This window comes from Bradyrhizobium sp. CCBAU 11434 (assembly GCF_028128895.1).
GTDB lineage: Bacteria > Pseudomonadota > Alphaproteobacteria > Rhizobiales > Xanthobacteraceae > Bradyrhizobium > Bradyrhizobium zhengyangense.
Window position 1 is genome coordinate 282,543 of sequence record NZ_LBJX01000098.1, and the last position, 24,722, is coordinate 307,264.

Consider the following 24,722-nt stretch of genomic DNA (forward strand, 5'->3'; position numbering starts at 1 on the left):
TGCGACGATGAAGCCGTTCGGGTTCTTTCACCTCAAGGGTATCGGCGGACAGATCGCCGCGCTGGTGCTGGCTTCGACCGTCGCGCTGCATCTCGTCGTCACCACCGCCTTCCTGCTCAGCCGCCCCGATCGTCCGGACAGCCCGCCTGATGGCGCACATCAACTGACCGACGCGGCGCTGCTGCTCGGCTCGGCGAGCCCCGACGACCGGCCGCGCCTCATCGCAGATCTCGCGCGCGCCTTCCCGAAGCTCAACCTCGAGAAATTGGCGCCCGGCACGGCGGCGTCGGTCGACGACAGCGAAGCCCAGCACCTGCGTGGGATCCGCCGCCATCTCGCCCGCGGCTACAAGGTGGTGCAGCTTGCGCCAAAGGGCGATGCGCATCGCGTCGGCGTGGAATTGCCTGACGGCACCGTGATCGCAGGCCACGTCGAGAACGGTCCGCGTCCGTGGTTCTGGGGCGCACCGTGGCTGGTGACGCTGATGACCGCCTTCATCTGCATCACCGTGCTCGGCCTGTGGGCCGCGCGCGCGCTGGCGGCGCCCTTGTCGTCCTTTGCCAAGGCGGCCGAGAATTTCAGCCTGGACGGTGCTGCCGATCCGCTGCCCGAGCGCGGCCCGGAGGAGATCCGCTCGGTGGCCCGCGCGCTCAATCGCATGCACGAGCGCATTGCGCGGTTGATGTCGGATCGCACCAAGATGCTGGCGGCGATCAGCCACGACCTGCGCACCCCGATCACGCGGCTGCGCCTGCGCGCAGAGTTCATCGAGGACGAAGGCAACCGCAAGCGCATGCTGATCGACCTCGACCAGATGCGCTCGATGCTGGAGAGCGTGCTGTCACTGCTGCGCAACGACCGCAAGATCGAAGCGGTGACGCTGGTCGATATCGCCAGCACGCTGCAGCTCATCGCCGACCAGTTCGGCGACATGGGCCATGTCGTGCATTATGACGGCCCTTCATCCGCGACCGCGGCAGCGCGCCCCGACGATCTGCATCGCGGCGTCACCAATCTCGTCGAGAACGCGGTGCGCTTCGGCGCCGAGGTGACGATCCGCCTCGATGTATCCGGCACAAAACTCGTCATCGACGTCGAGGATGACGGCCCCGGTATCTCGGACGCGCGCAAGCAGGAGATGCTGGAGCCGTTCGTGCGCGGCGACGACGCGCGCACCATGGACGATTCCACCGGCTTCGGCCTTGGCCTGTCGATCGCGCGCGCGATCGCGCTCGCCCATGGCGGCGAGCTGTCGCTGCACGACCGTCAGCCGCACGGGCTGATCGTGCGGATGCAATTGCCGGTGTGGCAGCAGCCCAAGCTAGCGGCGCAGGTCGCCGCTTAAGCCGCGAGTGGCGGATACTCGACGGCAGGCTCGTCGAAGATCGCGATCGCCTCGAAGCGATAATTGCAGGCGTGGCATGTCCAGAGATAGGAGACCCGCCCCTCGCCCGGCTCGATCCAGTCGGGCTGCGCGATCGGCGCGCCGCACTGGGCACACGGGTTCTGGGTGGGCAGATCTTGTCTGGACATGTCGCCGCTGTGGGTGTTGACCATGGTTGTTTTTGTCATCGCTGCTTTTGTCATGGCACCTCTCCCGATTCGCGAGGGCTTCATACTCGCTTTCGCTGACATCTGCGAATAGACAGGGTCGCTGTCGCGAGATGTCCGCCTGAGAGACTCCTGCGCCAGGATTGAGTCGTAACGGCGGCTCGGCGCCGCAAAATCAGGACCGGCGGCGTTTGGCCACATCATCGCCGCGTTCGGCAGGCCTAACGGCAGCCGGCGCAGGTCACTCAGGATCTCCGGGATTTACATGAAAATTTTACGCGTTGCCGCGCTGGTCGCGGCCGGACTGATGTCGTCGCAGGCAGCCTTCGCAGGCCAGGCCGATTATGCCGAGATGGTCGCGATGCATGCACGCGCCAACGGCGTGCCGGAGGCGCTGGTGCATCGCGTCATCATGCGCGAGAGCCGTTATCAGCCGGGCCTCGTCGGCCATGGCGGCACCATCGGGCTGATGCAGATCAAGCTCGCGACGGCCCGCGGCCTCGGCTACACCGGCGATGCGAGCGGCCTGCGCGACCCCAACACCAATCTCACCTACGCCGTCAAGTACCTCGCCGGCGCCTATCATGCCGCCAATGGCGACCATGACCGAGCCGTGCGTTATTTCTCGGGCGGCTATTACTACGCTGCAAAGCGGCAACGTCAGGAGATGGTGCGAGAGGCCAGCTTCGAACCTCAGCTCGAGCCGAACGGCAATCCGCAGCCGATGTTCATAGCCCCGCACAGGAAGCTCGCCCAGCATATCCGCAACGCGCGGGCGCAGGTTCCGGGCCAAACGCGTTGACCACCCTGCCCCACTAGCCTACATTAGAGCCGTTCCGAGGGGTGCTCCGAGGAGGAGCTGAGATACCGCTAAATGGGCAATACGGCCAACACCGGCTGCCCAAGACCGCGGTGACCCTTTGAACCTGATCCGGGTCATGCCGGCGAAGGGACAGGGATGTTGCAGACGACCAAGCGACCGGATTCCCCGGTATCCATCATCGGTGCAGGCATAGCCGGAGCCTGGCAGGCGCTGTTATTCGCGCAGGCCGGCCACGCCGTGACCCTACACGAGCGCAGTGACGCTGACATGACCGATGCCACCAGCCATTGGGCCGGCGGCATGCTCGCGCCCTATTGCGAGGCGGAAGTCGCCGAACCCATCATCAGCCGCCTGGGGCTGCGCTCGCTCGACATCTGGCGGCGCGAGCTGCCGGATACCCCCTTCAACGGCTCCCTCGTCGTCGCCCATCCGCGCGAGCGCAACGATTTCGAGCGCTTTGCCCGCATGACCGAGGGCCATCGCCGGCTCGATGCCGCTGGCCTCGCCGAGCTCGAGCCGTCGCTGGAGGGCCGTTTCCGCGATGCGCTGTTCTTCCCGACCGAGGGCCATGTCGAGCCGCGCCGCGTGCTGCCGAAGCTGCACGCGCGCATCGTCGCCGCCGGCGGCACCATCAAGTTCGGCAGCGATGTCAGCGCCAACGACCTTGAGGGGCTCGTCATCGACTGCCGCGGCCTTGGCGCCCGCGACGAGCAGCCGGAATTGCGCGGCGTCAAGGGCGAGATGATCCTGATCGAGACCAGCGAGGTGCAGCTGTCGCGCCCCGTGCGGCTGATCCATCCGCGCTGGCCGCTCTACGTGATCCCGCGCGAGGACAATCTGTTCATGCTGGGCGCAACCTCGATCGAGGCCGAGGACACCGGCGTTTCCGTCCGCTCCGCGCTGGAGCTGCTGGGTGCGGCCTATGCCGTGCATCCGGCCTTTGGCGAAGCCCGCATCGTCGAATTCGGCTCCGGCCTTCGCCCGGCCTTTCCCGACAATTTGCCGCGCATCGGCGTGCGCGGCGGCAAGATCAGCGTCAACGGGCTCTACCGCCACGGTTTCCTGATCGCCCCTGCGCTGGCCGAACTGACGCTCAACTTCGTCGAGCGCGGCCAGATCGACAATGAGGTGATGCAATGTGCGTGATCGTCCAATGCTTGTGATCATCAACGGCGAGCAACGCGAGATCAGCTCAGTCAGCGTCGATGCGCTGCTCTCCGAGCTCGACTACGAGGGCACGCATTTCGCCATCGCACTCAATTACGACGTCGTCCCGAAAAGCCGCTGGGCCGAGACCGCACTGAAAGCCGGCGACGAGATCGAGATCATCACGCCGCGGCAGGGAGGGTGATTGATGAATGCACCACACACTCCGCTGTCATCGCCCGGCTTGACCGGGCGATCCAGTACGCCGCGGCTCCTCCGTATCACGGCACGGCCTCTGGAATACTGGATCCCCGCCTTCGCGGGGATGACACCGTCATTCAAGGAGACACCTCCCAAATGGTGACCTTCTACGGCAAGACTTTCGACTCCCGCCTGCTGACCGGCAGCGCGCTCTATCCTTCGCCCGCGATCATGCAGGACGCGATCCGCGCCTCCGGCTCGAACATCGTCACGGTGTCGCTGCGGCGCGAATCCGCCGGCGGCAAGACCGGCGACGCGTTCTGGAAGCTGATCCGCGAGCTCGACGTCACGGTGCTGCCGAACACCGCCGGCTGCCGCAGCGTGCGCGAAGCCGTGACCACGGCAAAGCTCGCGCGCGAATTGTTCGGCACCTCCTGGATCAAGCTGGAGGTCATCGCCGACAACGACACGCTGCAGCCCGACGTCGTTGGCCTCGTCGAAGCCGCCGCCATCCTGATCAAGGACGGCTTTGAGGTGTTCCCCTATTGCACCGAGGATCTGTCAGTCGCGAACCGCCTGGTCGACGCCGGCTGCAAGGTGGTGATGCCGTGGGCCGCGCCGATCGGCAGCGCCAAGGGCATCATCAACCGCGACGCACTCAAGCTGCTGCGCGAGCGCCTGCCCGACATCACGCTGGTGGTCGACGCCGGCATCGGCGCACCGAGCCACGCGGCCGAAGCGCTCGAGCTCGGCTATGACGCCGTGCTGCTCAACACCGCAATTGCAAAAGCCGCCGATCCCGTCGCGATGGCCAGGGCTTTCCGCCTCGGCTGTGATGCCGGCCGCACCGCTTATGAAGCCGGGCTGATGAACGCCCGCGATTTCGCCTCCCCTTCCACCCCTGTCGTTGGGACCCCGTTCTGGCATGCCGTATCCTGATCGTTTCTATCCCGTCGTCGACAGTCTCGACTGGGTCGAGCGCCTGACCAAGCTCGGCGTCGGCACCATCCAGCTGCGTGCGAAAAATCTCGACGATTCGCAGGCCTTGCAGATCGTCACCGACGCACTGGCGATCACGCAGGGCACGCAGGCCAGGCTGGTCGTGAACGACTATTGGCGCGCGGCGATCGTCGCCGGCGCAAAGTATCTGCATCTCGGCCAGGAAGATCTGGCGGACGCCGACCTCAAGGCCATCCGCGAAGCCGGCCTGTCGCTCGGCGTTTCCACCCATGACGACGACGAGCTCGAAACGGCGCTCAAGGCCAAGCCCGACTATATCGCGCTCGGCCCGATCTTCTTCACCACGCTCAAATCGATGCGCTTCGAACCGCAGGGCATTCCCAAGATCACGGAATGGAAGAAGCGCGTCGGCAACATCCCGCTGGTCGCGATCGGCGGCATCAAGTTCGAGCACGCCGCGGAGATCTTTGCCGCGGGCGCGGATTCCATCGCCGTCGTATCCGATGTTACCCAGAATGCCGATCCCGACGCGCGGGTGCGGCAGTGGCTCGGCCAGTCGAAGGAGGCGGCGTGATGCGCACTCCGCTCTCACCCCACACCCCACTGTCATCGCCCGGCTTGACCGGGCGATCCAGTACGCCGCGGCTTTTCGGCTTGAGCCGCGCGGCCTCTGGAATACTGGATCCCCGCCTTCGCGGGGATGACAGCCGCAATCGACGCTTGCTCAGCGACACAAACGAACTGAATTAAGGAGGATCCCATGAACATCCGCTCCAACCCTGAAAAAACCGTCCCCGCCGTCACCACCGGCCCGCTGCCGTCCTCGCGAAAGATCTTCGCCTCGCCCGACGCCGCGCCCGATCTGCGCGTGCCGCTGCGCGAGATCATTCTCTCCGAAGGCGCGGGCGAGCCGAACCTGCCGGTCTATGACACCTCGGGCCCCTACACCGATCCATCCGTCACCATCGACGTCAACGCCGGCCTGCCCCGCGGTCGCAAGGCCTGGGTGCTGGAGCGCGGCGGCGTCGAGGAATATGAGGGCCGCCAGGTCAAGCCGGAGGACAACGGCAACCTCTCCACCGACAAGGCCGCGCGTTCCTTCGCCGCCTATCACAAGCCGCTGCGCGGCCTCGACGGCCACAAGATCACCCAGCTCGAATTCGCCCGCGCCGGCATCATCACCAAGGAGATGATCTACGTCGCCGCCCGCGAAAATCTCGGCCGCAAAGAGCAGCTCGAGCGCGCCGAAGCCGCCCTCGCCGACGGCGAGAGCTTTGGCGCCTCGGTCCCCGCCTTCATCACCCCGGAGTTCGTGCGCAGCGAAATCGCCCGCGGCCGCGCCATCATCCCCTCCAACATCAACCACAGCGAACTCGAGCCGATGATCATCGGCCGCAACTTCCTGACCAAGATCAACGCCAATATCGGCAACTCGGCGGTGACCTCGTCGGTCGAAGAAGAGGTCGAGAAGATGGTGTGGGCGATCCGCTGGGGCGCCGACACCGTGATGGACCTCTCGACGGGCCGCAACATCCACACCACCCGCGAATGGATCCTGCGCAACGCGCCGGTGCCGATCGGCACCGTGCCGATCTACCAGGCGCTGGAGAAGTGCAACGGCGATCCCGTCAAGCTGACCTGGGAACTCTACAAGGACACGCTGATCGAGCAGTGCGAGCAGGGCGTCGACTATTTCACCATCCACGCCGGCGTGCGCCTGTCCTACATCCACCTCACTGCCAACCGCGTCACCGGCATCGTCAGCCGCGGCGGTTCGATCATGGCGAAGTGGTGCCTGGCGCATCACAAGGAGAGCTTCCTCTACACGCATTTCGACGAGATCTGCGACCTCATGCGCAAATATGACGTCTCGTTCTCGCTCGGCGACGGCCTGCGTCCGGGCTCGATCGCTGACGCCAACGACCGCGCGCAGTTCGCGGAGCTGGAGACGCTCGGCGAGCTCACCAAGATTGCGTGGGACAAGGGCTGCCAGGTCATGATCGAGGGCCCCGGCCACGTGCCGATGCACAAGATCAAGATCAACATGGACAAGCAGCTCAAGGAGTGCGGCGAAGCGCCGTTCTACACGCTTGGACCGCTGACCACCGACATCGCGCCGGGCTACGACCACATCACCTCAGGGATTGGCGCTGCCATGATCGGCTGGTTCGGCTGCGCCATGCTCTGCTACGTCACGCCGAAGGAGCATCTTGGGCTACCCGATCGCAACGACGTCAAGACCGGCGTCATCACCTACAAGATCGCCGCCCACGCCAGCGATCTCGCCAAGGGCCACCCGGCCGCCCAGCTGCGCGACGACGCCCTCTCCCGCGCCCGTTTCGACTTCCGCTGGAGCGACCAGTTCAACCTCGGCCTCGACCCCGACACCGCGAAGAACTTCCACGACGAGACCCTGCCGAAGGAAGCCCACAAGGTCGCCCATTTCTGCTCGATGTGCGGCCCAAAGTTCTGCTCGATGAAGATCACGCAGGACGTGCGGGACTACGCGGCGACGCTGAACGATCCGAACAGCGTGGGCATGTCGATGCAGGGCACGGCCGAAGACGGCATGGCCAAGATGAGCGCGAAGTTCAAGGAGATGGGCAGCAGCGTTTATCTGGATGCGGAGAAGGTGAAGGAGAGCAATCGGGTGTTGTGAGGGGCACCCACGACCAATCTCGCGCGAAATAGCAAGCAATGATCCTACAAGAGCCGGGCGAAAGCCCGGCTCTTGAATTGGAGTGGGCAGAATGGCTGGCGAACCTGACTATGCAAACTACACTAGGTGCATGGAGGAGATTAAGCGCAGGCAAATCGCAATAGACGAGATACTTTACGAGAGAAAGACGACATCATTCAAATACACAAACATCGAATTCGTGGCTCTACAATTCCGCAAGATCTTTGAGTTGGTAATTTTAGCAACGCTGACGTCTCATCAGCATTTATTTGAAGGGCTGACACGCAAACTAGCCAAAGAATGGCAGGTAACGAAGATTGTCGTGATCGTCAAAAGCAAGAACCCTGGATTCTTTCCGAACCCAATCGATCGAGTACCGTCGACAAACAAAAGCGCGAAGGACGAATGGAAACCCGTCTCAGTTGGGTTCTTAACGCTTGACGAACTGGTTGAAGCGCACGGCAAGATCGGGACTCTAATGCATGCAAATAACCCATATCGAGAAGAACAGTCACTGAATGAACTTGAGAGCTTATTTCCTTCATGGCGAGAAAGATTGATCCGCCTCTTAAATCACCATCTTATAAAATTTCCTGATGATGAAACCATCCTGTATGTTGGCATGCAGAGCGCCGAAACGGGATCTGTCCATACTGCTCTATTCAAAAAGCAGGCGTAGCTCGGACGAACGAATGGACACCTGAACTCAACGTTCGCTCCGCGTGTAGCCGATCCTTATGCGAGCTGTACGCAACGGATACTTTATTTGCCCTTCCCCCACCGCCTCCCCGACCAACTCCGCCCCAACCTCCGCCTCGTCTTCGTCGGCACCGCGGCCAGCACGCGCTCGGCCGAACTCGGGCACTACTACGCTCATCCCGGCAACCGCTTCTGGCGCGCGATCCAAGAGGCCGGGATCACGCCGCGGCGCTATCAGCCGGGCGAGTTCGCATCGCTGATCGAGCTCGGGATCGGCTTCACCGATCTCTCCAAGTCGGGCGCGGGGATGGATCACCAGATCGCGGCGGAGACGATCGACGTGCCCGGCTTCAGGGCGAAGATCGAGAAGTACCGGCCGAGGACGATTGCGTTCACGAGCAAGAAGGCGGCGAGCTTGTTTTATGGCAGGCCGTCAGCTGCGATTGCGCTGGGACGGCAGAAGCGGGATGAGAGCTTGCCGGAGATCTTCGTGCTGCCCTCGCCATCCGGTGCGGCGTCGGGGCATTGGACGCTGGAGCCGTGGCGGGAGCTGGCGAGGTGGATTGCTGCGTAGGGTGGGTTAGCTGCGCGGCTGCGCGAAGCGCGGGCCGCCCGGCGTAACCCACCGCTTCTGTTGCCGCGGCGGCGCACGCGGTGGGTTACGCCTTGCACCGTTTCGTGTTGAACGACTGCGCTTGTGAGCGGCTAACCCACCCTACGCACCGACGCCCAGCGCCGCCACTTCACGCGCGAGATTTGCTCGGGCGGGGCGGTCGTACATCGCGGCGAAGTCAGGATCGGGAAAGATGACCTCGCGTGCGGCGAAACGGCGGAGCACCCGGGCGCGGCCGATGCGATAGTCGTCCTCACTGACGTGGCTGAATTCCTGGCGGATCGCGGCGGCATAGGCGTCATAGCGCGCGGGATCGGTGCCGAGAATGCTGAGGTCGATCGAAATCAGGATCGCCCCTAAGCGATCGCCGGCGCTAACGTCGTGCGTCTTGGTCAGGCGGATCAGGCGGCCGACGTCCTGACGAAGATCAGTGCGGACGTACTGCTCGGCGAGCTCCGCGCTGCGCTCCTCGTTGTCGGACCTAGCAGGATCGTACACGACATCACGCCACCAGATCGCCTCCGTCACCGTCTCGCGCTCGGCCGCGGAAAGACCGTCGACCCGCGCGAGTGCAGCCAGGCAATCCTCGATATGCGCCAGATTGTGATAGTGGCGGCCAGGTGCCGCGTAGGCGGCAGCTAGCTGTTCGCGGTTCATCGAGGCATCACTCCTCGAACAATTCCTTGAACAGCGCCTTCGCACGCTCGAGGCCTTCGGGGGTGAACACCACCGACTTCACCTTGCCGACGGGATCATCAATCATGCCCTTGTCGTGGAGGCGGCCAAGCACATCCCAGTCGAAACCCTTCCACGCCCGACAACCATCGTGCAGGGTCAGGCGAAGTAAGGCGAGCGCCGCGTCGTCGATCTTGTCGGTGTTGATGGCCATTGTGATCTCCCCGTGCGGTATTGGCACTATCCTAATGCACATCAGGCAATCCGCAACGCTCCCCAAGGGCACCGCTTTGTAGGGTGGGCAAAGGCGCTCTTGCGCCGTGCCCACCACCGCTCCATGAGTCCGACAGAACGTGGGCACGTCGCGCGAAGGGCGCGCCTTTGCCCACCCTACGGCATTGTCGGAATTCGCTCCGCTCGTTCGTCCTAGAGACAGAGTTACATTCACCCGGAGACCCCACATGCCCACCATCACCGCCTTCGAAAGCTCGCCCGACCGCGGCCGGGGGCAGGCGCGGGACATGCGGGTGCGCTGGGCGCTCGAGGAGGTCGGCCAGGCTTACGACGTGCGCCTGCTGTCGTTCGAGGCCATGAAGCAGCCGGCCCATCTGGCGCTGCATCCGTTCGGGCAGATACCGACCTATGAGGACGGCGATCTCGCCCTGTTCGAGACCGGCGCGATCGTGCTGCACATCGCCGAGCGTCATGACGGATTGCTGCCGAACGACGCGAATGCGAGGTGCCGCGCGATCGCCTGGATGTTTGCCGCGCTCAACACGATCGAGCCGCCGATCGTCGAGCTCGGAATGGCGGTGCTGCTCGAACGCGACGAGAGCTGGTATGAGGAGCGGCTGCCAATCCTGAGGAATCGCGTCGGTATCAGGCTCGACGAACTCTCCCGTCATCTCGGCGGCGCCGACTGGCTCGACGGCGCCTTCAGCGCCGGCGATCTCCTGATGGTGACGGTGCTGCGCCGGTTGAATGCATCGAACATGCTCGAGGCCTATCCGACGCTCTCGTCCTATGTGGCCCGCGGTGAAGCGCGGCCTGCCTTTCGACGCGCGTTCGATGCGCAGCTGGCGGTGTTCACGGCGGCATCGGCCAGCTAGGCACAAGGCCGTAGTGTTCACGACAACGTCGGGCGGCTAGGCACGGTGCCGTAGGGTGGGTAAAGGCGCTCTTGCGCCGTGCCCACGATCTCTCCATGAGTCCAACAGAACGTGGGCACGTCGCGCGAAGACGCGCGCCTTTGCCCACCCTACGAGAACATGCCTAGAGATCGAAATTCGTCGGCATCATCACGACGTCGCGGATGGTCATGCCGCGCGGCCGGGTCAGCATGAACATCACGACTTCAGCGACTTCGCTGGCCTCCAGCAGGCTGCCCGAAGCCCTCGCTTCCTGCAGCTTCTCGGGCGGCCAGTCGGCGAGCAACGAAGTGACAACAGGACCGGGCGAGATCGAGCCGACGCGAATGCCGTGCTTGAAGACCTGGCGCCGCACCGTCTGGACGAAGCAGTTAATCGCCCATTTGGACGAGGCATAGACCGGCTCCCACGGCGTCGGAAAATGCGCCGCCAGCGAGCTCGTCACGATGATGTCGCCGCTCCCGCGCGCGATCATGTGCGGCAGCACGTCGTGCACGTTCTTCATCACGACGTTGACGTTCAGGTTCAGCATCCGGTCGATCGCCATGGTGTCGGCATCGATGAGGTCGCCGCCAACATAGGTGCCCGCATTGGCATGGAAGATGTCGAGCTGGCCTGCCTTCTCCAGCACGCGCGGCAACAGCGTCGCGCAATCCTTGGGATCGAGCAGGTCGACGACCAGCGGGATCATCGCGTCGCCGTGCTTGTTGCGGAGCGTGTTGAGCGCGGCCTCGTCGCGGTCGACCATCACCACGCGCGCGCCCGCGGCCAGCATGGCTTCAGTGCTCGCAAGCCCAATGCCCGATGCCGCCCCGGTCACTGCCGCAACCTTGCCTTCCAATTCTCTTGCCATGAGATCACCATCCAACCGAGCTCGGCAGTATAGCGGCTCCACGCGAATTGGCGATGTGGATCACAGGCCTCGTCGGGTGGATCAACGCTAGCGTCCCACACTCAGCCGTCGTCCCGGCCTAGTGCGCAATTGCGCACGGGGGGCCGGGACCCATGACCACAGGCGGCGATTTGGCGAAGACTCGTCGTTCGGTACTTCTATTGACCGCAACCGATAAATCACGCGGTATGGGTCCCGGCCTTCGCCGAGACGACACTATGGGTTTGGATACGACATGACACCAAACCGCGAACCGTCAGCGCCTCACCCAGCGTAGGCTCTATCCAGATCCGCAATCACGATCTTCCGCATCCCCATCATCGCCTGCATGACGCGGTTGGCCTTGGTCCGGTCGGCATCGCCGAGATAGCGGCCGAGCGCCGCCGGAATGACCTGCCACGACAGGCCGAACTTGTCCTTGAGCCAGCCGCAGCGGGATTCCTCGCCGCCGTCGGCGGTGAGCGCTTTCCAAAAATAGTCGACCTCCTCCTGCGTCTCGACGCTGATGAAGAACGACACCGCCTCGTTGAAGCGATATTGCGGCCCGCCGTTGAGCGCGTGGAAACGCTGTCCCTCGAGCTCGAACACCGCCATGAAGTCGCTGACGGTCTCGACCCTGGCATTGGGGAACACCGATTTGTAGAAGGCGACGGCTTCCGGAACGTTGTTGTCGAACCAGAGAAACGGCGTGATGGAGGTCATATGCGCTATCCTTTGCGTCGAACCGGACGCACGCGGGTGCGCCGTCACCCGAAGGACGAACGAGCGGGCGATCATCCGACAGGCGGAATAGCGCTTTTTTGCCCCTGAGCGGCACCGGACTACACCGAACGGATGAGGCCGCGCATCCCGCGACCCATGGACGTCGCGTGCGGACACTTGCAAGCGCGGAACCGGGGCGATACGACTTTGGGTGGAAGAACGTGGGACGGAAAAGCCGGGCCTCAACCGGCGCACATCATATCGAGGAAGCCGCCGCATGAGCGACGATCTCTCCGGTGTCTGGGACGGCACTTACATCCAACCCGGCACGGGAATGGTCACGTTCACGGCAACACTGATCGAGGCCGGCGGCGCGCTCTCAGGCCACGTCACCGAGCCGTGCTCCAATCCGCACTGCCCGCTACGGACGCACAACGCCTCGATCACGGGCCATCGTGCCGGCAGCGTGGTGTCGTTCGTCAAGCGCTACGAGCCGCCGGGCTACGGCTTCGACATCGTCCACTATGACGGCATCATGAACGGAGAGGCGACCGAGATCGACGGACGCTGGCGGCTGCCGGGCACGTCAGGATCGTTCCTGATGATCCGCTCCGGCAAACGCGCGCAGGCCGCCACCACTGACAAGCGAGCCACGACGCCCGCCCGCGAGTAAAGGGAGCCATCATGCTCACACTCTATTCGTATCCGGAACTCTTCGGCGTCGCCGACAACAACGGCTACGGGCTCAAGGTCTACGCCTTCTTGAAGCTCGCCGGCGTTCCCTTCGTGCACGAGCACATCTTCGATGCCTCCGCGGCACCGCGCGGGCAACTGCCTTATGTCGTCGACGACGGCGAGACCATCGGCGACAGCGAACCCATCATCGCGCACGCGATCGCGAAATATCACCTGACCATCGATGCCGCGCTGTCACCGGCGCAGCGCCGCAGCCATCATCTCATCACGCGCATGCTGGATGATCTCTACTGGGTGATGTCCTATTCGCGCTGGAAGGACGAGCGCTATTACCCCGCGTTTCGCGACGGCTTCATCGCGCAGCATCAGCAGATCAATGCTGAAGGCTTCGAGAAGGCGAAGGCCTACAACGCACAGCGCTATCACTACCAGGGCATCGGCCGCTACACGCCGGAGCAGGCTTATGCGCGGGGACTTGCCGATCTGCAGGTGCTGGCCGAGATCGTGCCGGCGTCCGGTTTCGTCGAGGGCGAGCGGCCCACCAGCGTAGATGCCGGCATCTACGGCTTCATCGCGAATATCTTTTACTTCCCGATCCCGACACCGCTGAAGGCGTTCGTCGATGCGCACAAGAATCTCGTCGCGCATTGCGAGCGGGTGCATGGGATGGTGAGTGGAGCGTAGACGCGCTCGAGATCTCATAGGGTGGGCAAAGGCGCTCTTGCGCCGTGCCCACGCTCTCTCTCCGTATCCGGCAGAACGTGGGCACGGCGCGCGAAGGGCGCGCCATTGCCCACCCTACGGCACCGCGCCCTACGGCACCGTGCTCTACTGCATCGTGATCGCGAGGCCGGAGAGATCCGCATTCGCCATCAGGCCGGTCTGGGTGCCCGACAGCTCCAGCACCGCGCCCTTCTGGTTGGTCAGCACGATGGCGCGGGCGCCGCGGCCGACGGCGAGGCCGGCACCGGCGGCGCCATAGACGCCGGCGACGTCGGAGGGCCTGACGATGTTGGAGACGCGGCCGCGCAGCACGGTCTTGGAGCCGCCGAAGACGAGGCCGTAATCGAGCCCGCCGGTCGAGAGCGCATAGGAGCGGCCGCGGAAGTTCAAAACGCCCGAGCCGCCGGAGCCGCCGATGATCCAGCCGGCCTTGTAGATCGTCAGCACCACGGTGCCGCCGTCGGCCTGCGCCGCGGTCGAAAGGCCGGCCAGCGCGGCAATGGCGACGAGCGCGGCACGCAAGGTGGAAGCAATCTTCATGGGGCGTCTCCGGGGGCTATTTTTCTCGAGAGGAAAAGCGAATCAGACGCCGCAATCTATCCGATCGATCGCGGCGGCAACATGATGGGGGGTGGGTGAGGCGCGAGCCGTCAGCCATACACTCAGCTGTCATCGCCCGGCTCGACCGGGCGATCCAGTATTCGAGAGACCAGCGTCGAAGAGCTCGCTCTCACCACATCCGCCGCGGCGTACTGGATCGCCCGGTCAAGCCGGGCGATGACAGCGGAGTTCGAGGCTGCAAGGCGCGCGCACCCGCATCACCCCATCATGCCATCCTGCCACTGTTTTGCCCGACGGGTCAACCCAAATTTCTGTCTTCCCGAATTTCCGTTTCGCCCATCAGTCCTACTGTGCATGGGGTTGTTTTCGCGTTTTGTGTTGGAGCAGGCCGCCCATCCCGCTACGCTTCGTCCAACTCACCTCGCATCCTCGGAGGCTCCCATGCCGATCCAGCATTTCGCTGCCCCGCCGCACGTCAAGGCGCCGCCGCTCTCCTTCGCGACCCGTGTCGGCGACCTGCTGTTCGTGTCGGGCATTCCGGGCTTCGACACCCACGGCGCGCTGCCTGACGGGTTCGAGGCGCAGTTCGCCAACGTCGTCGTCAACATCAAGCGCGTGCTGGACGAGGCCGGCGCCACGACGCGCGACCTCGTCAAGGTCAACGTGCTCCTGACCCGCCCCACTGACGTCGCCGCGATGAATGCGCTCTATGCCGGCGCGTTCGGCCCGCCGCCGTTCCCTGCACGCACCACCTGCGTGGTGCAGGCGCTGCCCGATCCGAAAATGCTGATCGAGATCGAGGCGGTGGCGTCGCTGGCGAAGTGAGCGTGTGTGTCTTGCAGGGCACGCAGCCAAACCAAGTGGCCGCGCCGGTCTGACATATCCGTGAAGGCGGGCTCCCCGGCTTGCAAAGCCGCTGTTTTTACCGCACGAATTTTCGGATCACCCGCCCAGACCAAGGAGATTTTCCATGCGTCGCGTTTTCGCCCTTTGTGCCGTTGCCGGCATCGCCAGCTCCGTCTTTGCAGTGCCCGCCTCCGCGAAGGTCGGCTATTACGTGATCCGCTGGGACAACACGGGTATCTGCCAGGTCTGGAACGAGGACCTGCAGTACAAGCCGCCCCAGTGGGGCGTCTCGACCTACAAGGTCGTCAGCAAGCCGTTCCCGACTTTCACCCAGGCCTCGGACCTCCAGATCAAGCTGCGTGGCGAGCGTCGCTGCACGCTCTGAGCCATCGGGCCGTTTCTGTTTGAGGGCGGGTTGCGCGAGCAGCCCGCCCTCTTCTTTTGGCAGGTCTTTTGGCAAGCGAATTCCGCGATTTCCCGCGTTTTCGCTTTGAACCTGATCAGCGCACGGAACTACTCACCTCTTGTCCGGGGCGCAGGCTGAGGAAGCGCCCCGCACCCCCTCCCCGTCATTGTCGGGAGGCGCATCACATCTTTCAATTTGAGGAGCTGATCCATGCGTCGTCGTATTTCCATGCTCTGCGCTGCCGCCGGTCTCGCCGCTGCCGCTTTCGTCGCTGCGAGCCCGGCCGAAGCCGGTTATCACCTGATCCGCTGGCAGGACAGCGGCTTCTGCCAGATCTGGGACGAGAGCATTCCGACCACGCCGTGGCCCGCCGGCTATCATCGCGCCAGCGCGAGCGTTCCGACCTTCGTCGACGCGCTCGTCATGAAGGACAGCGCGCTCAAGGCCGGTCACTGCAGCTGGTAAGACTTCGATCGGCGGACGACAGGGCCGGGCAAGGATGCGACGCTAGCATCCTTGCCCGGTCGTTTTTTCACCTCGCCGACAGGAGCAGGTCGATGCGCGCACGGACCACGCGGCTGGCCGCCCTCGCCGCTTCGCTTCTGCTCACTGCTGCGGCTGCGGCGCAGGCCCCGCAATCCTTCCGCGTGATCTCGCCGATCTTCGGCCAGCTCGTCGCCTTCGCGATGCCGTCTGACTTCGCGGCCGTGTTCGAGAACACCAAGGGCGGCCACTACATCCGCGAAGCCGTGCTCAAGGGTGAGACGCCCGAGCGCTGGACGCAGATGATCACGGTCACCGGCGAGAAGGGCATGACGCTGACGCCGGGCAGCTCGCCGGAGATGTTCGCGGGCACCATCGCCGGCGGCTTCAAATCGGCCTGCCCCGACAGCTTTGCGGCAAGGCCTTTGGGCGCGACCATGTTCGGCCGCTTCGAGGGCTTTGTCGCGGTGATCGGTTGCGGTCGCATCGACAGCGGCCCGACGCGGCACAGCGAGACCGCGCTGCTGATCACGCTCAAGGGCGCGAGCGACTATTACACCATCCAATGGGCCGAGCGCGGCCCCGAAAGCGACGAGCCGCCGGTCAACGACGAGCGCTGGCAAACGCGCCTACGCGATCTCAACCCGATCGATCTCTGCCCGATCGTCTCAGGCGAAGCCGCGCCCTATCCGAGCTGCGTCAACAAGAGCTGAGCGCTCTCAGGCGTCCTTGTGCGCGCCGGGATGAATCAAGACATCGCGGGCGGCCGACAAGTCGATGAAGGCCTGCGCGCTGCCGCCCTGGTCGGGATGCATGCCCTTGGCGGCGCGACGATAGGCCTGGTTGATGTCCTCGCAAGTGAGCTGCACTGCGAGCGGCAGGCCCAGCATCTTGCGGGCGCGATCCTCGCTCGACAGTTTCTTTGGCGCCGCGTTGCGACGGCCGAAGCGCGGCGCGGTCAGATCATGGACGACATCGAGGATCACGCGGACGCGGCGCCGGGCGGCGAGCGTCACGCCCTGATCGTCATTGTCCGCGGCCTGACGCAGCACGGGGAGCGCTTGCTCGGCGGCCTGCCGCAGCGTGGCATCCGTGCTCATCCGCACGATCTCGGCCACCAGCCGGCCAGCCTCGGCCCAGTCCGCAAATTCCGCCGACCGCAGGCGCTCGAGCGCCAATTTCCAGGATTCGAGTCGTTCCATCATGCGCGCAACGTTTAGCAACGCGGACGAGTATGCCAAGGCCGCCGTTTCCGACCCCTTAATTTCGGGTTAGCCTTTCATGAAACTTAGAAACGAATCCGGGAGGAAATTGCCATGGCATTGCTCGCAAACCACATCGCTGTCGTCACGGGCGCCGGTTCCGGCATCGGCCGGGCGATCGCCGCCGGCTATGCCCGTGAGGGCGCGCAAGTGGTGCTGCTCGACGTCAACGCCGCCACGGTCGCGGAGGCCGCCGAAGAGATCAGCAAGGCCGGCGGTAAGGCTACGAGCTTTGCGCTCGACGTGACCAGGCGTGACGACTGCTTCGCCCTGGCCAAGCAGGTCGCCGAAAAGGTCGGTCAGGTCTCGATCCTCGTCAACAATGCCGGCATCACCCGCCGCAACGCCATCACTGCGGAGACCGAGGCGGTGGCGAAGGACTGGAACGACATCATCTCACTCAACCTCAACGGCGTCTTCAACACGACGCAGGCTTTCCTCGCGCCGCTGCGTGCAGCCAAGGGCCGCATCGTCAATATCGCGTCGATCCAGTCTTTCGTGCATCTGCGCACGCCGAGCTCGGCCGCCTACACCACTTCGAAACACGGCGTGCTCGGCTTCACCAAGGCGCTCGCGGTCGAGCTCGGCAAGGAAGGCGTGCGCGTCAACGCGATCGGGCCAGGCTTCATCGAGACCAACATCAATGCCCATGTACGCGCCACCAATCCTGCTTTGGTGCAGGCCTTCGTCGACCACACCCCGCTCGCACGTACCGGTAAGCCGGAGGACATCGTCGGCCCCGCGATCTTCCTTGCGTCAGACCTGTCGTCGTTCGTCACAGGATCGATCGTCATGGTGGACGGCGGATATCGCACGGTGTGAGTGAGATCGGTCCGCGTTGCTATGCATCTCGTGCCAATCGCGGCAACGCGGCGGCATTCCCAAGGTCATCTCGTGCGATAGATCGAAATTAACCTTTGATTAACCAAACCCGCCCACCGTAGATCTACGGCTTAGGATATACGGCTTGGGGGTCGTTTGTTCTCGATCCGCTTCCAACGATGGAGGCGGGCGTTGATCGGGGAGTGTGTTGATGACCACTGTTCATGTCGCGGCGCCCGAGCAGGGCGCGCAATTCCTTGCACCCAATGAGATCGTTCCACTGTTGATCGGCGCGACCGTCGGCGAGGTCGAGCGCGAGCTCGTGCTGCAGACGCTCGCGCGCTGCGACGGCAACCGCACGCGTGCCTCGCGTGTGCTCGGCCTGTCGGTGCGCACGCTGCGCAACAAAATCAGGATTTATGCCGCCTCCGGCATCGAGGTGCCGGCCTATCACGACTAGCGCGTGACGGCGCCGGAGAGCGTCCGGTACAGCTTCGTGCCGACAAGCAGTGACACCGTGATGATCGCGACCCAGGCCGCGGTCAACGCGATGGCGCGCAGCGCGAAGGCCGTCAGTATAGCCCATGACGGCTGCAGCTCCTCGGCATAGCCAACCGGGACGACGTCCGGCACGAGCAGATGGGCAAGGCCGAGCGTCGCTGCGAGAACGACCGCGGACAGGCAGAAGACTTTCCAGGCTGCACGCATCGGTCGTTCCTCGCAAGGATTGTGGCCGCGCGTCATCAATGACACGGCGCCCTGCGGCGCCGATTGATGTTGATCAAGCCGCCACGACGCCCGAGCGGAATTGCTGCTGTCGTCAAACGCCGCTAAGTAGCAAGCTTGCCAAGAGGGAGTAGCGGCGTGGCAGACGATCAGGGACGGCCGGGACCACAGGGTCCGCGCGGGCGGCAGGGCGAACCGGGGCGACCGGGGCCGCAGGGTCATCCGGGCAAGCGAGGCCCGGACGGTGCACGCGGCAAGCCGGGACCACAGGGTAAACCGGGACCGGCCGGAAAGGCAGGCGCACAGGGCAAGGCTGGTTTGCCGGGCAAGCCGGGCGAAGCCGGTCCGCGGGGCGCCGCAGGACCGCAGGGCTCCTCAGGACCTCAGGGCCCAGCCGGCCCCCAGGGCCCGCGCGGCGAGCCAGGCCCTCCCGGTCAATTACCGTCCATCGAACAAGTGCTGCCGTGGCTAGATCAGCTCTTCGACGCCTGGGATGAACGTCGCCGCCAGCGCGAGCAGGAGGCCGCCGAGCACGCCGCGCTCGAAGCTGCAGTGCACGAGGCTGAAGATGCGTCCTCGGATGACGAGAGCGACGAGGGCGAAGGCGACGAGCCCAAGAGAAAGAAGAAAAAGAAGAAGCACGGCCACAAGGACTAGCGGGCGCAGCTACTGCGCCTGGTCGTCCCGCCGCGGCACCATGCCCATGCGCTCGAACTGCCAGCGCATGGCGCGGTACCAGAGATAGCCGACTGCCGCGCCGCAAACCGCCAGGATCACCACGTTTGCGCTTGAGAACGATCCGCTCCACCACATCATCCACGCGGTCCACAACAGCGTGAATATGATGGCACCTGCTTTCAGCGGAAGAAGGGGACGGCTCATGGTTCCTGCTCCGGGTTGTCAGAACCCCGGCAGGCATCATCGCGCGTCACGGCCAACGCCACCGTGAGGCAGGTCACGGTGGGACCTTGCGGAACCTCTAACCGAAGCGCAGCCGCGAACGCTCCTTGGCTTTCTCCGCCTCGACCTCTCGGTCGCGCGCCGGTGCGTGGGTGTGCAGCGAGGTCAGCAGTCTTCGCGCAGCATCCGAAACCTCCGCCACCGCGCGGTCGAAGGCCGCCTCGTTGGCCTGTGACGGCTTGTTGAAGCCGGAGAGCTTTCGAACGAACTGGAGTGCACTGGCGTGGATCTCCTCCTCTGTCGCCGGCGGCTCGAAATTGAACAGCGTCCTGATGTTGCGGCACATGCCGTTTCTCCCGGTGGTTTCCCCTTAAGACGATCGGCTGAGCCGAAATCCTACATCGTTCCGCCCTCTTCTGGTAAGGTCCACGCCAACGCGGCCGCCGGATATGAGCCGCCTGGGGAGAGGAACATGAAAGCATATTTTGCAGCGCTGTCGGCCATTCTGCTGTCCGTTTCCGCATCGGCATACGCGGCGGACTACCCGGCGCCGAAGCAGGGCGATTGGGTCGCGCGGGATTTCAAATTCCACACCGGCGAGGTCATGCCGGAACTGAAGCTGCATTACACCACGGTCGGCGAACCGACTGGACAGCCGGTGCTGGTGCTGCACGGCACCGGCGGCTCGGGCGCAAGCATGCTGACGCCAGCCTTCGCCGGCGAATTGTTCGGCGCCGGCCAACCACTCGACGCGTCCAAATATTACATCATCCTCCCAGATGCGATCGGCCACGGTAAATCGTCGAAGCCCTCCGATGGCATGAAGACGAGCTTTCCGAAATACGATTACGACGACATGGTCGAGGCGCAGCATCGCCTCGTGACTGAAGGCCTCGGCGTCAAGCACCTGCGGCTCGTGATCGGCAATTCCATGGGCGGCATGCAAACTTGGCTGTGGGGCGAGAAGTATCCGAAGGACATGGACGCGCTGGTACCGATGGCCTCGCAACCGACCGAGATGGCGTCACGCAACTGGATGCTGCGACGGATCATGCTCGACACCATCAGGAACGATCCCGACTACAACGGCGGCAACTACACCAGCCAGCCACGGATGATGAAGTACGCGATCACCGCCTATGGCATTGCCAGCATCGGCGGCACGCTCGCCTATCAGCAACAAGCGCCGACCGCGGCGAAGGCCGACAAGATCGTCGACGAGCGACTGGCGACGCCGATTACTGCTGACGCGAACGACTACGTCTATCAATGGGACTCCTCACATGACTACAACGCTGCCGAGAAGCTCGAGGCTATCGAGGCCTCGCTGCTGCTGATCAATTCCGCCGACGACGAGCGCAATCCGCCCGAGACAGGGATCACGGATGCCGCGATGAAGCGGGTCAAGAACGGCAAGCTGTACCTCATCCCCGCGAGCACCGAGACGCGCGGCCACGGCACCACCGGCAACGCAAAATTCTACAGCGAGCAGGTCCGACAATTGCTGCAAACCGCACCGCAGCGGACGATGTAGACATCGTCGGAGCAACCTCGATATCGCAACGCATCATATGCGGCGCCTCGGCGCCGCATATTATTTGAGCATGCAATGAGCCGGCGGCTCGGGCTTAATCGCATCAACGATACGAATCGAAAACGCGATGAGGAGGATTTGCATGCACAGGCTTGCGCTGTGCGTTTGGCTCGCCGCGATGACGAGCACCGCGCTCGCGTTCGACAATGGTCAGTACGACAGCGTTCCGCCCGACATCCGCGCGTGGTTCAAGAGCGTGATCGCGCCGAACGGCGTACCCTGCTGCGACATTTCGGATGGCCACCGCACCGACTACGACGTGCGCAAAGGTGCTTACTGGGTGCCGATCGAGGGACAATGGATGGAGGTGCCTGAGCGCGCCATCATCCGTGATCGCGGCAATCCGGTCGGTCAAGCCGTGGTGTGGTACGTCCATCACCGCGGCGCCATCATCATCAGCTGCTTCGTACCGGCCGACGCGGTCTGACGTCTCAAGATGGAATTCGTTGGCGGACGTAAAGCAATCAAGTAGTTTGACGCCGAGCTCATCCGGAGGCACACCGTTGACCTACCTTTGCGCCGAAGACCTCGCCACCATCTATGCGAAGCCAACCCCGCGCGTGATCGCCAAAGCGCGTCCCGCGATCGATGCGCATGCGAAGAAGTTCATCGAGATGTCGCCGTTCTGCGTGCTCGCGACATCGGGACTCGACGGCAGCGTCGATGCCTCACCGCGCGGTGGCGGCGTCGGCTTCGTCCATGTCGCTGGCCCAAACCAGTTGCTCATGCCCGACCGCGCCGGCAACAACCGCATCGACAGTTTTCGCAATGTCGTCGAGGGCTCGGGGTTCGTGCATCTGCTGTTCTTCGTGCCTGGGATCGACGAGACGCTGCGCGTCGGGGGACGCGGCACGCTCTCGACCGATCCGGATCTGCTCGCCGCGATGGTGGAGTTCGGCAAGCCGCCGCGCGCGGTGCTGAACGTCGCCGTCAGCGAAGTCTATTTCCACTGCGGCAAGGCTCTTATGCGCTCCAAGCTGTGGTCGCCGGAGAAGGTGGCGCGCTCGGTGATGCCGAGCATCAGCCAGGTCATCCACGATCAGACCAGCCTTGGCGAGCCCGAGAGCCAGGAGATCGTGGAAGAGCGTTACAAGGCGCAGCTGTAGCTGGGGCCCTGGAACGAAAAAGGCCGTCCCCGCAAAAGCCGGGACGGCCTCGCAACTGTGTGACTAACGTCGGAGCCTAATGCCCTTCGCCCTCGAGCCCGCCGACGTGCTTCTGGGTGTAGAGCTCGAGGCCGATACGGCCGATCAGGTCGAGCTGGGTCTCGAGGAAGTCGATGTGGTGCTCCTCGTCGCTCATCAGCTTCTCGAACAGGTCACGCGTGACGTAGTCCTTGACGCCGTGGCAGTAGGTCGCCGCTTCCTGGTAAAGCGCCCGTGCGCTCATCTCTGCGGCGAGATCGCACTCGATGATCTCCTTGACGTTCTGGCCAATGCGCAGGGGATCGAGCACCTGCATGTTCGGGAAGCCGTCGAAGAAAAGGATGCGCGCAGTCAGCTTGTCGGCGTGCTCCATCTCCTCGATGGACTCCTTGCGCCAGACCTTGGCCATATCCAGCAGGCCCCAATTATCGAGAAAGCGATAGTGCAGCCAGTACTGGTTGATCGCAGTCAGTTCGTGACGCAGCGCCTTGTTGAGATAGTCGATGACTTTTGCGTCGCCCTGCATGGTCCACTCCAGCTCTTGCAGTCCAAATCGGCGCTACACCGATTTTAGAATGCTTCTAAATGAGATCAAACATGAGAGCAACCGGCTACCGGAACGCGGCCAGGGAAAAGCTCAGATGAGATGGCAAAAGAATTCAGCAGGCGGCTAGGGCGAACTGGGCGGGTTCGGCGATCTCGTCATTCGCAGCCACTGTGTGGCTGTGCGGGCAACCGGCGCAGCAGGATTGCGCACATGGGCCAAGTGCTTCGTCGATGATCGTCTTGATCGTTCGGGCGCAGCGACCGCATTCGGCGCTGCAGCCGAGGCATCCATAGACCTGCTTGGCATGACGCACAGCATCGTCGGACTCGGCGACGGCGGCGCGGATGTCGTCATCGCTCAGCACGTTACAGGAACAAACGATCATGGAAGCGGTAGGCCCTTCGGTGATGCGCCATCATCGATATTTAAGGGGCCGGCCGGATGCAAAAGGAAAAACCGGTATTTCAAGCTATTCCAAACTGGCCTGGATAGAGCCTAGAACGGCTCTAAAATAGCGAGTTGCGCTGGATCAAGAAGATGCCGGACCGGGCTTAATCGCTGCTCCCGCCGCCTCCACCATCGCCACCGCCACCGCCTCCGCAATCTCCGCCACTGCTGCCACCATCGCTGGCGGAGCAGCTGCCGCTGTCGGTCGAGCTTCCGGAACTGTCGCTGGAGAACCAGCTTCCCAGCGAGAAGCCCTCATTCGTCGTATCCGAATAGCTGTCGCTGCCGCCGCCATCGCCACCCGTCCTGGCGCGCGGCCGCGGAGCGCGGTTCTGCAGATGGGTCATCAGGGCATAACCCACCACGCCAACGGCGCCGAGGGCGATCAGGGCATTGGTCAGGGCGTTCATCGTTGTCTCCCGGGCTTGCAAGCCTCTGTCTCAACCAATTGGTCGCATCCGCCCAACGCGCCGTTCATTGATCATTCAAGCGAAATATGGAACTTTGGCTCGAAGAGTTTATGCGGTCCTGTGAAAGGTCGAGCCGATGAAGAAGACGCTATTGGCAGTCGCTGCTGCCGCCACCCTGGTCCTGACCGCTGGAACGCCGGCTCATGCGCAGCGCGGTGTCGCGGCGGGCGTCGCCGCCGGCATCATTGGTGGCGCTATCGTCGGTGGCGCCCTGGCGTCTCCGTATTATTACGGACCTGGCCCGGGTTACGGCTATGGCCCCGGCTACTATCCGCCCCGTTATTACGCGCCGGGTCCCGGCTACGTCGCCGACGACTATTACGGCAATGGCTGCGTCTGGCAGAAGCAGCGCTTCTGGGACGGCTACGCCTGGCGCGTCCGCCGCGTCCGAGTCTGTGGCTGAGGCGCATTAGACCGGATCGCTTGAGCGGTTTCGGTCGGGCCGGTTCACTACGGATGCGCCGTTCATCTCAAGGCCCGAAAAAGACCGCTTTTTCTCGTCACAGCTCCGTGTGCGTTTACCGTGGATTGACCATTTGCGCGCTTCCTAGCTGCAAGGCCAATTCCATCAGCGTGTGCGTGAACCTTTGAACCCCGGACGCTCCTAACAAGGGACGTCCTTCTCCCAGGAGAGCCAAGAGCATGAAGAAGACTATTGTTGCCGCCCTCACGGTTGCGACGATCGCCGGTTCGCTGGTGACCGCCACGCCGTCCGCCCAGGCCCATGACGGTGTCGGCGTCGGCATTGCTGCCGGCCTGCTCGGCGGCGCGATCATCGGCGGCGCCATCGCGTCGAGCCGTCCCGCCTATGGTGGTCCGGTTTACGTCGCCGAGCCGGGCCCGCCCCCGCCGCCCTGCTACTGGCAGCGTCAACGCTATTGGGACGGCTACGGCTGGGTCATTCGCCCGGTTCGCGTTTGCTACTGATCTGATCGCTCGGCGCTGACCAAGCGCTGCGATCGAAGCCCGGCCGAGACCATCGGCCGGGCTTTTTCTTTGGTTGC

Annotated in this window: 37 protein-coding genes and 1 riboswitch; of the genes, 24 read left to right on the forward strand and 13 right to left on the reverse strand. The window is 63.9% G+C overall.

Going from position 1 to position 24,722, the window contains the following annotated elements:
- The first annotated feature begins 7 nt into the window (after positions 1–7).
- The gene (locus XI06_RS30650; RefSeq protein ID WP_237871365.1) at positions 8–1,345 is read left to right on the forward strand and encodes an ATP-binding protein; all 1,338 of its coding nucleotides are present in this window, start codon (positions 8–10) and stop codon (positions 1,343–1,345) included.
- Here the strand turns inward: XI06_RS30650 and XI06_RS30655 are convergent.
- Complete coding sequence (locus tag XI06_RS30655) at positions 1,342–1,572, reverse strand: hypothetical protein (protein WP_237865939.1); 231 nt, start codon at positions 1,570–1,572, stop codon at positions 1,342–1,344. The two genes, XI06_RS30650 and XI06_RS30655, sit on opposite strands and share 4 nt — an antisense overlap.
- Before the next feature lie 244 nt (positions 1,573–1,816).
- On the opposite strand from XI06_RS30655, the gene XI06_RS30660 reads away from it, so the two are divergent.
- The 8 genes from XI06_RS30660 to XI06_RS30695 all read left to right on the forward strand — a co-directional run bounded on the left by XI06_RS30660 (position 1,817) and on the right by XI06_RS30695 (position 8,634).
- Positions 1,817–2,353 carry a lytic transglycosylase domain-containing protein gene (locus tag XI06_RS30660; RefSeq protein ID WP_237871367.1) on the forward strand — a complete coding sequence of 179 codons (537 nt, stop codon included), beginning with the start codon at positions 1,817–1,819 and terminating at the stop codon, positions 2,351–2,353.
- A 27-nt stretch (positions 2,354–2,380) separates the two neighbouring features.
- Positions 2,381–2,522, forward strand: a riboswitch (TPP riboswitch).
- Complete coding sequence (locus tag XI06_RS30665) at positions 2,510–3,520, forward strand: FAD-dependent oxidoreductase (protein WP_237865871.1); 1,011 nt, start codon at positions 2,510–2,512, stop codon at positions 3,518–3,520. It overlaps the preceding riboswitch by 13 nt.
- Positions 3,521–3,527: 7 nt before the next feature.
- Positions 3,528–3,725, forward strand: coding sequence for a sulfur carrier protein ThiS (gene thiS / locus XI06_RS30670; protein WP_237865870.1), 198 nt, complete (start codon positions 3,528–3,530; stop codon positions 3,723–3,725).
- A gap of 152 nt (positions 3,726–3,877) precedes the next feature.
- On the forward strand, positions 3,878–4,660 hold the full coding sequence (locus tag XI06_RS30675; RefSeq protein WP_237871369.1) for a thiazole synthase: 783 nt from the start codon (positions 3,878–3,880) through the stop codon (positions 4,658–4,660).
- Positions 4,647–5,255 carry a thiamine phosphate synthase gene (locus XI06_RS30680; RefSeq protein WP_237871371.1) on the forward strand — a complete coding sequence of 203 codons (609 nt, stop codon included), beginning with the start codon at positions 4,647–4,649 and terminating at the stop codon, positions 5,253–5,255. Before XI06_RS30675 ends, XI06_RS30680 begins: the two co-directional genes overlap by 14 nt.
- Positions 5,256–5,441: 186 nt before the next feature.
- On the forward strand, positions 5,442–7,340 hold the full coding sequence (gene thiC / locus XI06_RS30685; RefSeq protein WP_237871373.1) for a phosphomethylpyrimidine synthase ThiC: 1,899 nt from the start codon (positions 5,442–5,444) through the stop codon (positions 7,338–7,340).
- A gap of 91 nt (positions 7,341–7,431) precedes the next feature.
- The gene (locus tag XI06_RS30690) at positions 7,432–8,040 is read left to right on the forward strand and encodes a hypothetical protein (protein WP_237865866.1); all 609 of its coding nucleotides are present in this window, start codon (positions 7,432–7,434) and stop codon (positions 8,038–8,040) included.
- A gap of 87 nt (positions 8,041–8,127) precedes the next feature.
- On the forward strand, positions 8,128–8,634 hold the full coding sequence (locus XI06_RS30695; RefSeq protein ID WP_237871377.1) for a mismatch-specific DNA-glycosylase: 507 nt from the start codon (positions 8,128–8,130) through the stop codon (positions 8,632–8,634).
- A gap of 141 nt (positions 8,635–8,775) precedes the next feature.
- Here the strand turns inward: XI06_RS30695 and XI06_RS30700 are convergent, their stop codons facing one another.
- Positions 8,776–9,330, reverse strand: a complete 555-nt coding sequence (locus tag XI06_RS30700) for an HD domain-containing protein (protein ID WP_271607134.1) — start codon at positions 9,328–9,330, stop codon at positions 8,776–8,778.
- A 7-nt stretch (positions 9,331–9,337) separates the two neighbouring features.
- Positions 9,338–9,562: a DUF6429 family protein gene (locus tag XI06_RS30705; RefSeq protein WP_237865863.1), complete on the reverse strand. Its 225-nt coding sequence runs from the start codon at positions 9,560–9,562 to the stop codon at positions 9,338–9,340.
- Between the two features lie 247 nt (positions 9,563–9,809).
- Between XI06_RS30705 and XI06_RS30710 the strand changes: the two genes are divergently transcribed.
- Entirely contained in the window at positions 9,810–10,457 is a 648-nt protein-coding gene (locus XI06_RS30710; protein WP_237871381.1) for a glutathione S-transferase family protein, read from the forward strand.
- 163 nt (positions 10,458–10,620) lie between these two features.
- On the opposite strand, the gene XI06_RS30715 is transcribed toward XI06_RS30710, so the two are convergent.
- Both XI06_RS30715 and XI06_RS30720 read right to left on the reverse strand, forming a co-directional pair.
- Entirely contained in the window at positions 10,621–11,349 is a 729-nt protein-coding gene (locus XI06_RS30715) for an SDR family oxidoreductase (protein WP_237871384.1), read from the reverse strand.
- Between the two features lie 303 nt (positions 11,350–11,652).
- Positions 11,653–12,090 carry a VOC family protein gene (locus tag XI06_RS30720; protein WP_237871385.1) on the reverse strand — a complete coding sequence of 146 codons (438 nt, stop codon included), beginning with the start codon at positions 12,088–12,090 and terminating at the stop codon, positions 11,653–11,655.
- A gap of 277 nt (positions 12,091–12,367) precedes the next feature.
- Between XI06_RS30720 and XI06_RS30725 the strand changes: the two genes are divergently transcribed.
- Together XI06_RS30725 and XI06_RS30730 are read left to right on the forward strand one after the other, a co-directional pair.
- Entirely contained in the window at positions 12,368–12,763 is a 396-nt protein-coding gene (locus XI06_RS30725) for a hypothetical protein (protein WP_237871387.1), read from the forward strand.
- Between the two features lie 11 nt (positions 12,764–12,774).
- Complete coding sequence (locus XI06_RS30730) at positions 12,775–13,470, forward strand: glutathione S-transferase family protein (protein ID WP_237865858.1); 696 nt, start codon at positions 12,775–12,777, stop codon at positions 13,468–13,470.
- A 144-nt stretch (positions 13,471–13,614) separates the two neighbouring features.
- Here XI06_RS30730 and XI06_RS30735 read toward each other — a convergent pair whose 3' ends face one another.
- Positions 13,615–14,049, reverse strand: a complete 435-nt coding sequence (locus XI06_RS30735) for a hypothetical protein (RefSeq protein WP_237865857.1) — start codon at positions 14,047–14,049, stop codon at positions 13,615–13,617.
- Between the two features lie 462 nt (positions 14,050–14,511).
- Between XI06_RS30735 and XI06_RS30740 the strand changes: the two genes are divergently transcribed.
- The 4 genes from XI06_RS30740 to XI06_RS30755 all read left to right on the forward strand — a co-directional run bounded on the left by XI06_RS30740 (position 14,512) and on the right by XI06_RS30755 (position 16,518).
- A complete protein-coding gene (locus tag XI06_RS30740) occupies positions 14,512–14,895 on the forward strand; it encodes a RidA family protein (protein ID WP_237871389.1) in 384 nt (127 codons plus the stop codon).
- A gap of 145 nt (positions 14,896–15,040) precedes the next feature.
- Positions 15,041–15,301, forward strand: a complete 261-nt coding sequence (locus XI06_RS30745; protein WP_237865855.1) for a hypothetical protein — start codon at positions 15,041–15,043, stop codon at positions 15,299–15,301.
- A gap of 231 nt (positions 15,302–15,532) precedes the next feature.
- Entirely contained in the window at positions 15,533–15,787 is a 255-nt protein-coding gene (locus XI06_RS30750) for a hypothetical protein (protein ID WP_237865854.1), read from the forward strand.
- 92 nt (positions 15,788–15,879) lie between these two features.
- On the forward strand, positions 15,880–16,518 hold the full coding sequence (locus XI06_RS30755) for a hypothetical protein (protein ID WP_237871390.1): 639 nt from the start codon (positions 15,880–15,882) through the stop codon (positions 16,516–16,518).
- Between the two features lie 6 nt (positions 16,519–16,524).
- Here the strand turns inward: XI06_RS30755 and XI06_RS30760 are convergent, their stop codons facing one another.
- The gene (locus tag XI06_RS30760) at positions 16,525–17,010 is read right to left on the reverse strand and encodes a J domain-containing protein (RefSeq protein ID WP_237871392.1); all 486 of its coding nucleotides are present in this window, start codon (positions 17,008–17,010) and stop codon (positions 16,525–16,527) included.
- 111 nt (positions 17,011–17,121) lie between these two features.
- On the opposite strand from XI06_RS30760, the gene XI06_RS30765 reads away from it, so the two are divergent.
- Together XI06_RS30765 and XI06_RS30770 are read left to right on the forward strand one after the other, a co-directional pair.
- A complete protein-coding gene (locus tag XI06_RS30765) occupies positions 17,122–17,889 on the forward strand; it encodes an SDR family NAD(P)-dependent oxidoreductase (RefSeq protein WP_237871394.1) in 768 nt (255 codons plus the stop codon).
- Positions 17,890–18,100: 211 nt separating this feature from the next.
- On the forward strand, positions 18,101–18,349 hold the full coding sequence (locus XI06_RS30770) for a helix-turn-helix domain-containing protein (protein WP_237865850.1): 249 nt from the start codon (positions 18,101–18,103) through the stop codon (positions 18,347–18,349).
- Here the strand turns inward: XI06_RS30770 and XI06_RS30775 are convergent.
- Positions 18,346–18,597 (reverse strand): hypothetical protein, encoded by a 252-nt coding sequence (locus XI06_RS30775; protein ID WP_237871396.1) that lies wholly within the window; start codon positions 18,595–18,597, stop codon positions 18,346–18,348. The genes XI06_RS30770 and XI06_RS30775 overlap by 4 nt on opposite strands.
- 156 nt (positions 18,598–18,753) lie before the next feature.
- Between XI06_RS30775 and XI06_RS30780 the strand changes: the two genes are divergently transcribed.
- Positions 18,754–19,272, forward strand: a complete 519-nt coding sequence (locus XI06_RS30780; protein ID WP_237865848.1) for a collagen-like protein — start codon at positions 18,754–18,756, stop codon at positions 19,270–19,272.
- A gap of 9 nt (positions 19,273–19,281) precedes the next feature.
- Here XI06_RS30780 and XI06_RS30785 read toward each other — a convergent pair whose 3' ends face one another.
- Together XI06_RS30785 and XI06_RS30790 are read right to left on the reverse strand one after the other, a co-directional pair.
- A complete protein-coding gene (locus XI06_RS30785; RefSeq protein ID WP_237865847.1) occupies positions 19,282–19,497 on the reverse strand; it encodes a hypothetical protein in 216 nt (71 codons plus the stop codon).
- A gap of 97 nt (positions 19,498–19,594) precedes the next feature.
- Positions 19,595–19,861: a DUF2277 domain-containing protein gene (locus tag XI06_RS30790; RefSeq protein ID WP_237865846.1), complete on the reverse strand. Its 267-nt coding sequence runs from the start codon at positions 19,859–19,861 to the stop codon at positions 19,595–19,597.
- Positions 19,862–19,987: 126 nt separating this feature from the next.
- Here XI06_RS30790 and XI06_RS30795 point away from each other — a divergent pair, with 126 nt between their 5' ends.
- The 3 genes from XI06_RS30795 to XI06_RS30805 all read left to right on the forward strand — a co-directional run bounded on the left by XI06_RS30795 (position 19,988) and on the right by XI06_RS30805 (position 22,215).
- Positions 19,988–21,049 (forward strand): alpha/beta fold hydrolase, encoded by a 1,062-nt coding sequence (locus XI06_RS30795; protein ID WP_237865845.1) that lies wholly within the window; start codon positions 19,988–19,990, stop codon positions 21,047–21,049.
- A 142-nt stretch (positions 21,050–21,191) separates the two neighbouring features.
- The gene (locus XI06_RS30800; RefSeq protein WP_237865844.1) at positions 21,192–21,536 is read left to right on the forward strand and encodes a hypothetical protein; all 345 of its coding nucleotides are present in this window, start codon (positions 21,192–21,194) and stop codon (positions 21,534–21,536) included.
- Between the two features lie 76 nt (positions 21,537–21,612).
- Positions 21,613–22,215, forward strand: coding sequence for an MSMEG_1061 family FMN-dependent PPOX-type flavoprotein (locus XI06_RS30805; RefSeq protein ID WP_237865843.1), 603 nt, complete (start codon positions 21,613–21,615; stop codon positions 22,213–22,215).
- 76 nt (positions 22,216–22,291) lie between these two features.
- On the opposite strand, the gene bfr is transcribed toward XI06_RS30805, so the two are convergent.
- From bfr to XI06_RS30820, 3 genes are all read right to left on the reverse strand, one after another.
- On the reverse strand, positions 22,292–22,780 hold the full coding sequence (gene bfr / locus XI06_RS30810; RefSeq protein WP_011089420.1) for a bacterioferritin: 489 nt from the start codon (positions 22,778–22,780) through the stop codon (positions 22,292–22,294).
- 133 nt (positions 22,781–22,913) lie between these two features.
- Positions 22,914–23,186, reverse strand: coding sequence for a (2Fe-2S)-binding protein (locus tag XI06_RS30815; protein WP_237871399.1), 273 nt, complete (start codon positions 23,184–23,186; stop codon positions 22,914–22,916).
- A gap of 166 nt (positions 23,187–23,352) precedes the next feature.
- The gene (locus XI06_RS30820) at positions 23,353–23,658 is read right to left on the reverse strand and encodes a hypothetical protein (protein ID WP_237865841.1); all 306 of its coding nucleotides are present in this window, start codon (positions 23,656–23,658) and stop codon (positions 23,353–23,355) included.
- Positions 23,659–23,794: 136 nt separating this feature from the next.
- On the opposite strand from XI06_RS30820, the gene XI06_RS30825 reads away from it, so the two are divergent.
- Together XI06_RS30825 and XI06_RS30830 are read left to right on the forward strand one after the other, a co-directional pair.
- Entirely contained in the window at positions 23,795–24,121 is a 327-nt protein-coding gene (locus XI06_RS30825; protein ID WP_237865840.1) for a hypothetical protein, read from the forward strand.
- A 239-nt stretch (positions 24,122–24,360) separates the two neighbouring features.
- Entirely contained in the window at positions 24,361–24,645 is a 285-nt protein-coding gene (locus XI06_RS30830; protein ID WP_188108359.1) for a hypothetical protein, read from the forward strand.
- The last annotated feature ends 77 nt before the right edge of the window (positions 24,646–24,722 follow it).

Coding starts and splice junctions, on each gene's coding strand:
- XI06_RS30700 (WP_271607134.1), bottom strand. CDS start 9,330: ATGAACCGCGAACAGCTAGCTGCCGCCTACGCGGCACCTGGCCGCCAC.
- thiC (WP_237871373.1), top strand. CDS start 5,442: ATGAACATCCGCTCCAACCCTGAAAAAACCGTCCCCGCCGTCACCACC.
- XI06_RS30725 (WP_237871387.1), top strand. CDS start 12,368: ATGAGCGACGATCTCTCCGGTGTCTGGGACGGCACTTACATCCAACCC.
- XI06_RS30715 (WP_237871384.1), bottom strand. CDS start 11,349: ATGGCAAGAGAATTGGAAGGCAAGGTTGCGGCAGTGACCGGGGCGGCA.
- XI06_RS30665 (WP_237865871.1), top strand. CDS start 2,510: ATGTTGCAGACGACCAAGCGACCGGATTCCCCGGTATCCATCATCGGT.
- XI06_RS30740 (WP_237871389.1), top strand. CDS start 14,512: ATGCCGATCCAGCATTTCGCTGCCCCGCCGCACGTCAAGGCGCCGCCG.
- XI06_RS30730 (WP_237865858.1), top strand. CDS start 12,775: ATGCTCACACTCTATTCGTATCCGGAACTCTTCGGCGTCGCCGACAAC.
- XI06_RS30760 (WP_237871392.1), bottom strand. CDS start 17,010: ATGATGGAACGACTCGAATCCTGGAAATTGGCGCTCGAGCGCCTGCGG.
- XI06_RS30710 (WP_237871381.1), top strand. CDS start 9,810: ATGCCCACCATCACCGCCTTCGAAAGCTCGCCCGACCGCGGCCGGGGG.
- XI06_RS30765 (WP_237871394.1), top strand. CDS start 17,122: ATGGCATTGCTCGCAAACCACATCGCTGTCGTCACGGGCGCCGGTTCC.
- XI06_RS30720 (WP_237871385.1), bottom strand. CDS start 12,090: ATGACCTCCATCACGCCGTTTCTCTGGTTCGACAACAACGTTCCGGAA.
- XI06_RS30830 (WP_188108359.1), top strand. CDS start 24,361: ATGAAGAAGACTATTGTTGCCGCCCTCACGGTTGCGACGATCGCCGGT.
- XI06_RS30660 (WP_237871367.1), top strand. CDS start 1,817: ATGAAAATTTTACGCGTTGCCGCGCTGGTCGCGGCCGGACTGATGTCG.
- XI06_RS30790 (WP_237865846.1), bottom strand. CDS start 19,861: ATGTGCCGCAACATCAGGACGCTGTTCAATTTCGAGCCGCCGGCGACA.
- XI06_RS30705 (WP_237865863.1), bottom strand. CDS start 9,562: ATGGCCATCAACACCGACAAGATCGACGACGCGGCGCTCGCCTTACTT.
- XI06_RS30820 (WP_237865841.1), bottom strand. CDS start 23,658: ATGAACGCCCTGACCAATGCCCTGATCGCCCTCGGCGCCGTTGGCGTG.
- XI06_RS30750 (WP_237865854.1), top strand. CDS start 15,533: ATGCGTCGTCGTATTTCCATGCTCTGCGCTGCCGCCGGTCTCGCCGCT.
- XI06_RS30815 (WP_237871399.1), bottom strand. CDS start 23,186: ATGATCGTTTGTTCCTGTAACGTGCTGAGCGATGACGACATCCGCGCC.
- bfr (WP_011089420.1), bottom strand. CDS start 22,780: ATGCAGGGCGACGCAAAAGTCATCGACTATCTCAACAAGGCGCTGCGT.
- XI06_RS30675 (WP_237871369.1), top strand. CDS start 3,878: ATGGTGACCTTCTACGGCAAGACTTTCGACTCCCGCCTGCTGACCGGC.
- XI06_RS30735 (WP_237865857.1), bottom strand. CDS start 14,049: ATGAAGATTGCTTCCACCTTGCGTGCCGCGCTCGTCGCCATTGCCGCG.
- XI06_RS30680 (WP_237871371.1), top strand. CDS start 4,647: ATGCCGTATCCTGATCGTTTCTATCCCGTCGTCGACAGTCTCGACTGG.
- XI06_RS30775 (WP_237871396.1), bottom strand. CDS start 18,597: ATGCGTGCAGCCTGGAAAGTCTTCTGCCTGTCCGCGGTCGTTCTCGCA.
- XI06_RS30755 (WP_237871390.1), top strand. CDS start 15,880: ATGCGCGCACGGACCACGCGGCTGGCCGCCCTCGCCGCTTCGCTTCTG.
- XI06_RS30655 (WP_237865939.1), bottom strand. CDS start 1,572: ATGACAAAAACAACCATGGTCAACACCCACAGCGGCGACATGTCCAGA.
- thiS (WP_237865870.1), top strand. CDS start 3,528: ATGCTTGTGATCATCAACGGCGAGCAACGCGAGATCAGCTCAGTCAGC.
- XI06_RS30800 (WP_237865844.1), top strand. CDS start 21,192: ATGCACAGGCTTGCGCTGTGCGTTTGGCTCGCCGCGATGACGAGCACC.
- XI06_RS30650 (WP_237871365.1), top strand. CDS start 8: ATGAAGCCGTTCGGGTTCTTTCACCTCAAGGGTATCGGCGGACAGATC.
- XI06_RS30745 (WP_237865855.1), top strand. CDS start 15,041: ATGCGTCGCGTTTTCGCCCTTTGTGCCGTTGCCGGCATCGCCAGCTCC.
- XI06_RS30690 (WP_237865866.1), top strand. CDS start 7,432: ATGGCTGGCGAACCTGACTATGCAAACTACACTAGGTGCATGGAGGAG.
- XI06_RS30785 (WP_237865847.1), bottom strand. CDS start 19,497: ATGAGCCGTCCCCTTCTTCCGCTGAAAGCAGGTGCCATCATATTCACG.
- XI06_RS30825 (WP_237865840.1), top strand. CDS start 23,795: ATGAAGAAGACGCTATTGGCAGTCGCTGCTGCCGCCACCCTGGTCCTG.
- XI06_RS30795 (WP_237865845.1), top strand. CDS start 19,988: ATGAAAGCATATTTTGCAGCGCTGTCGGCCATTCTGCTGTCCGTTTCC.
- XI06_RS30770 (WP_237865850.1), top strand. CDS start 18,101: ATGACCACTGTTCATGTCGCGGCGCCCGAGCAGGGCGCGCAATTCCTT.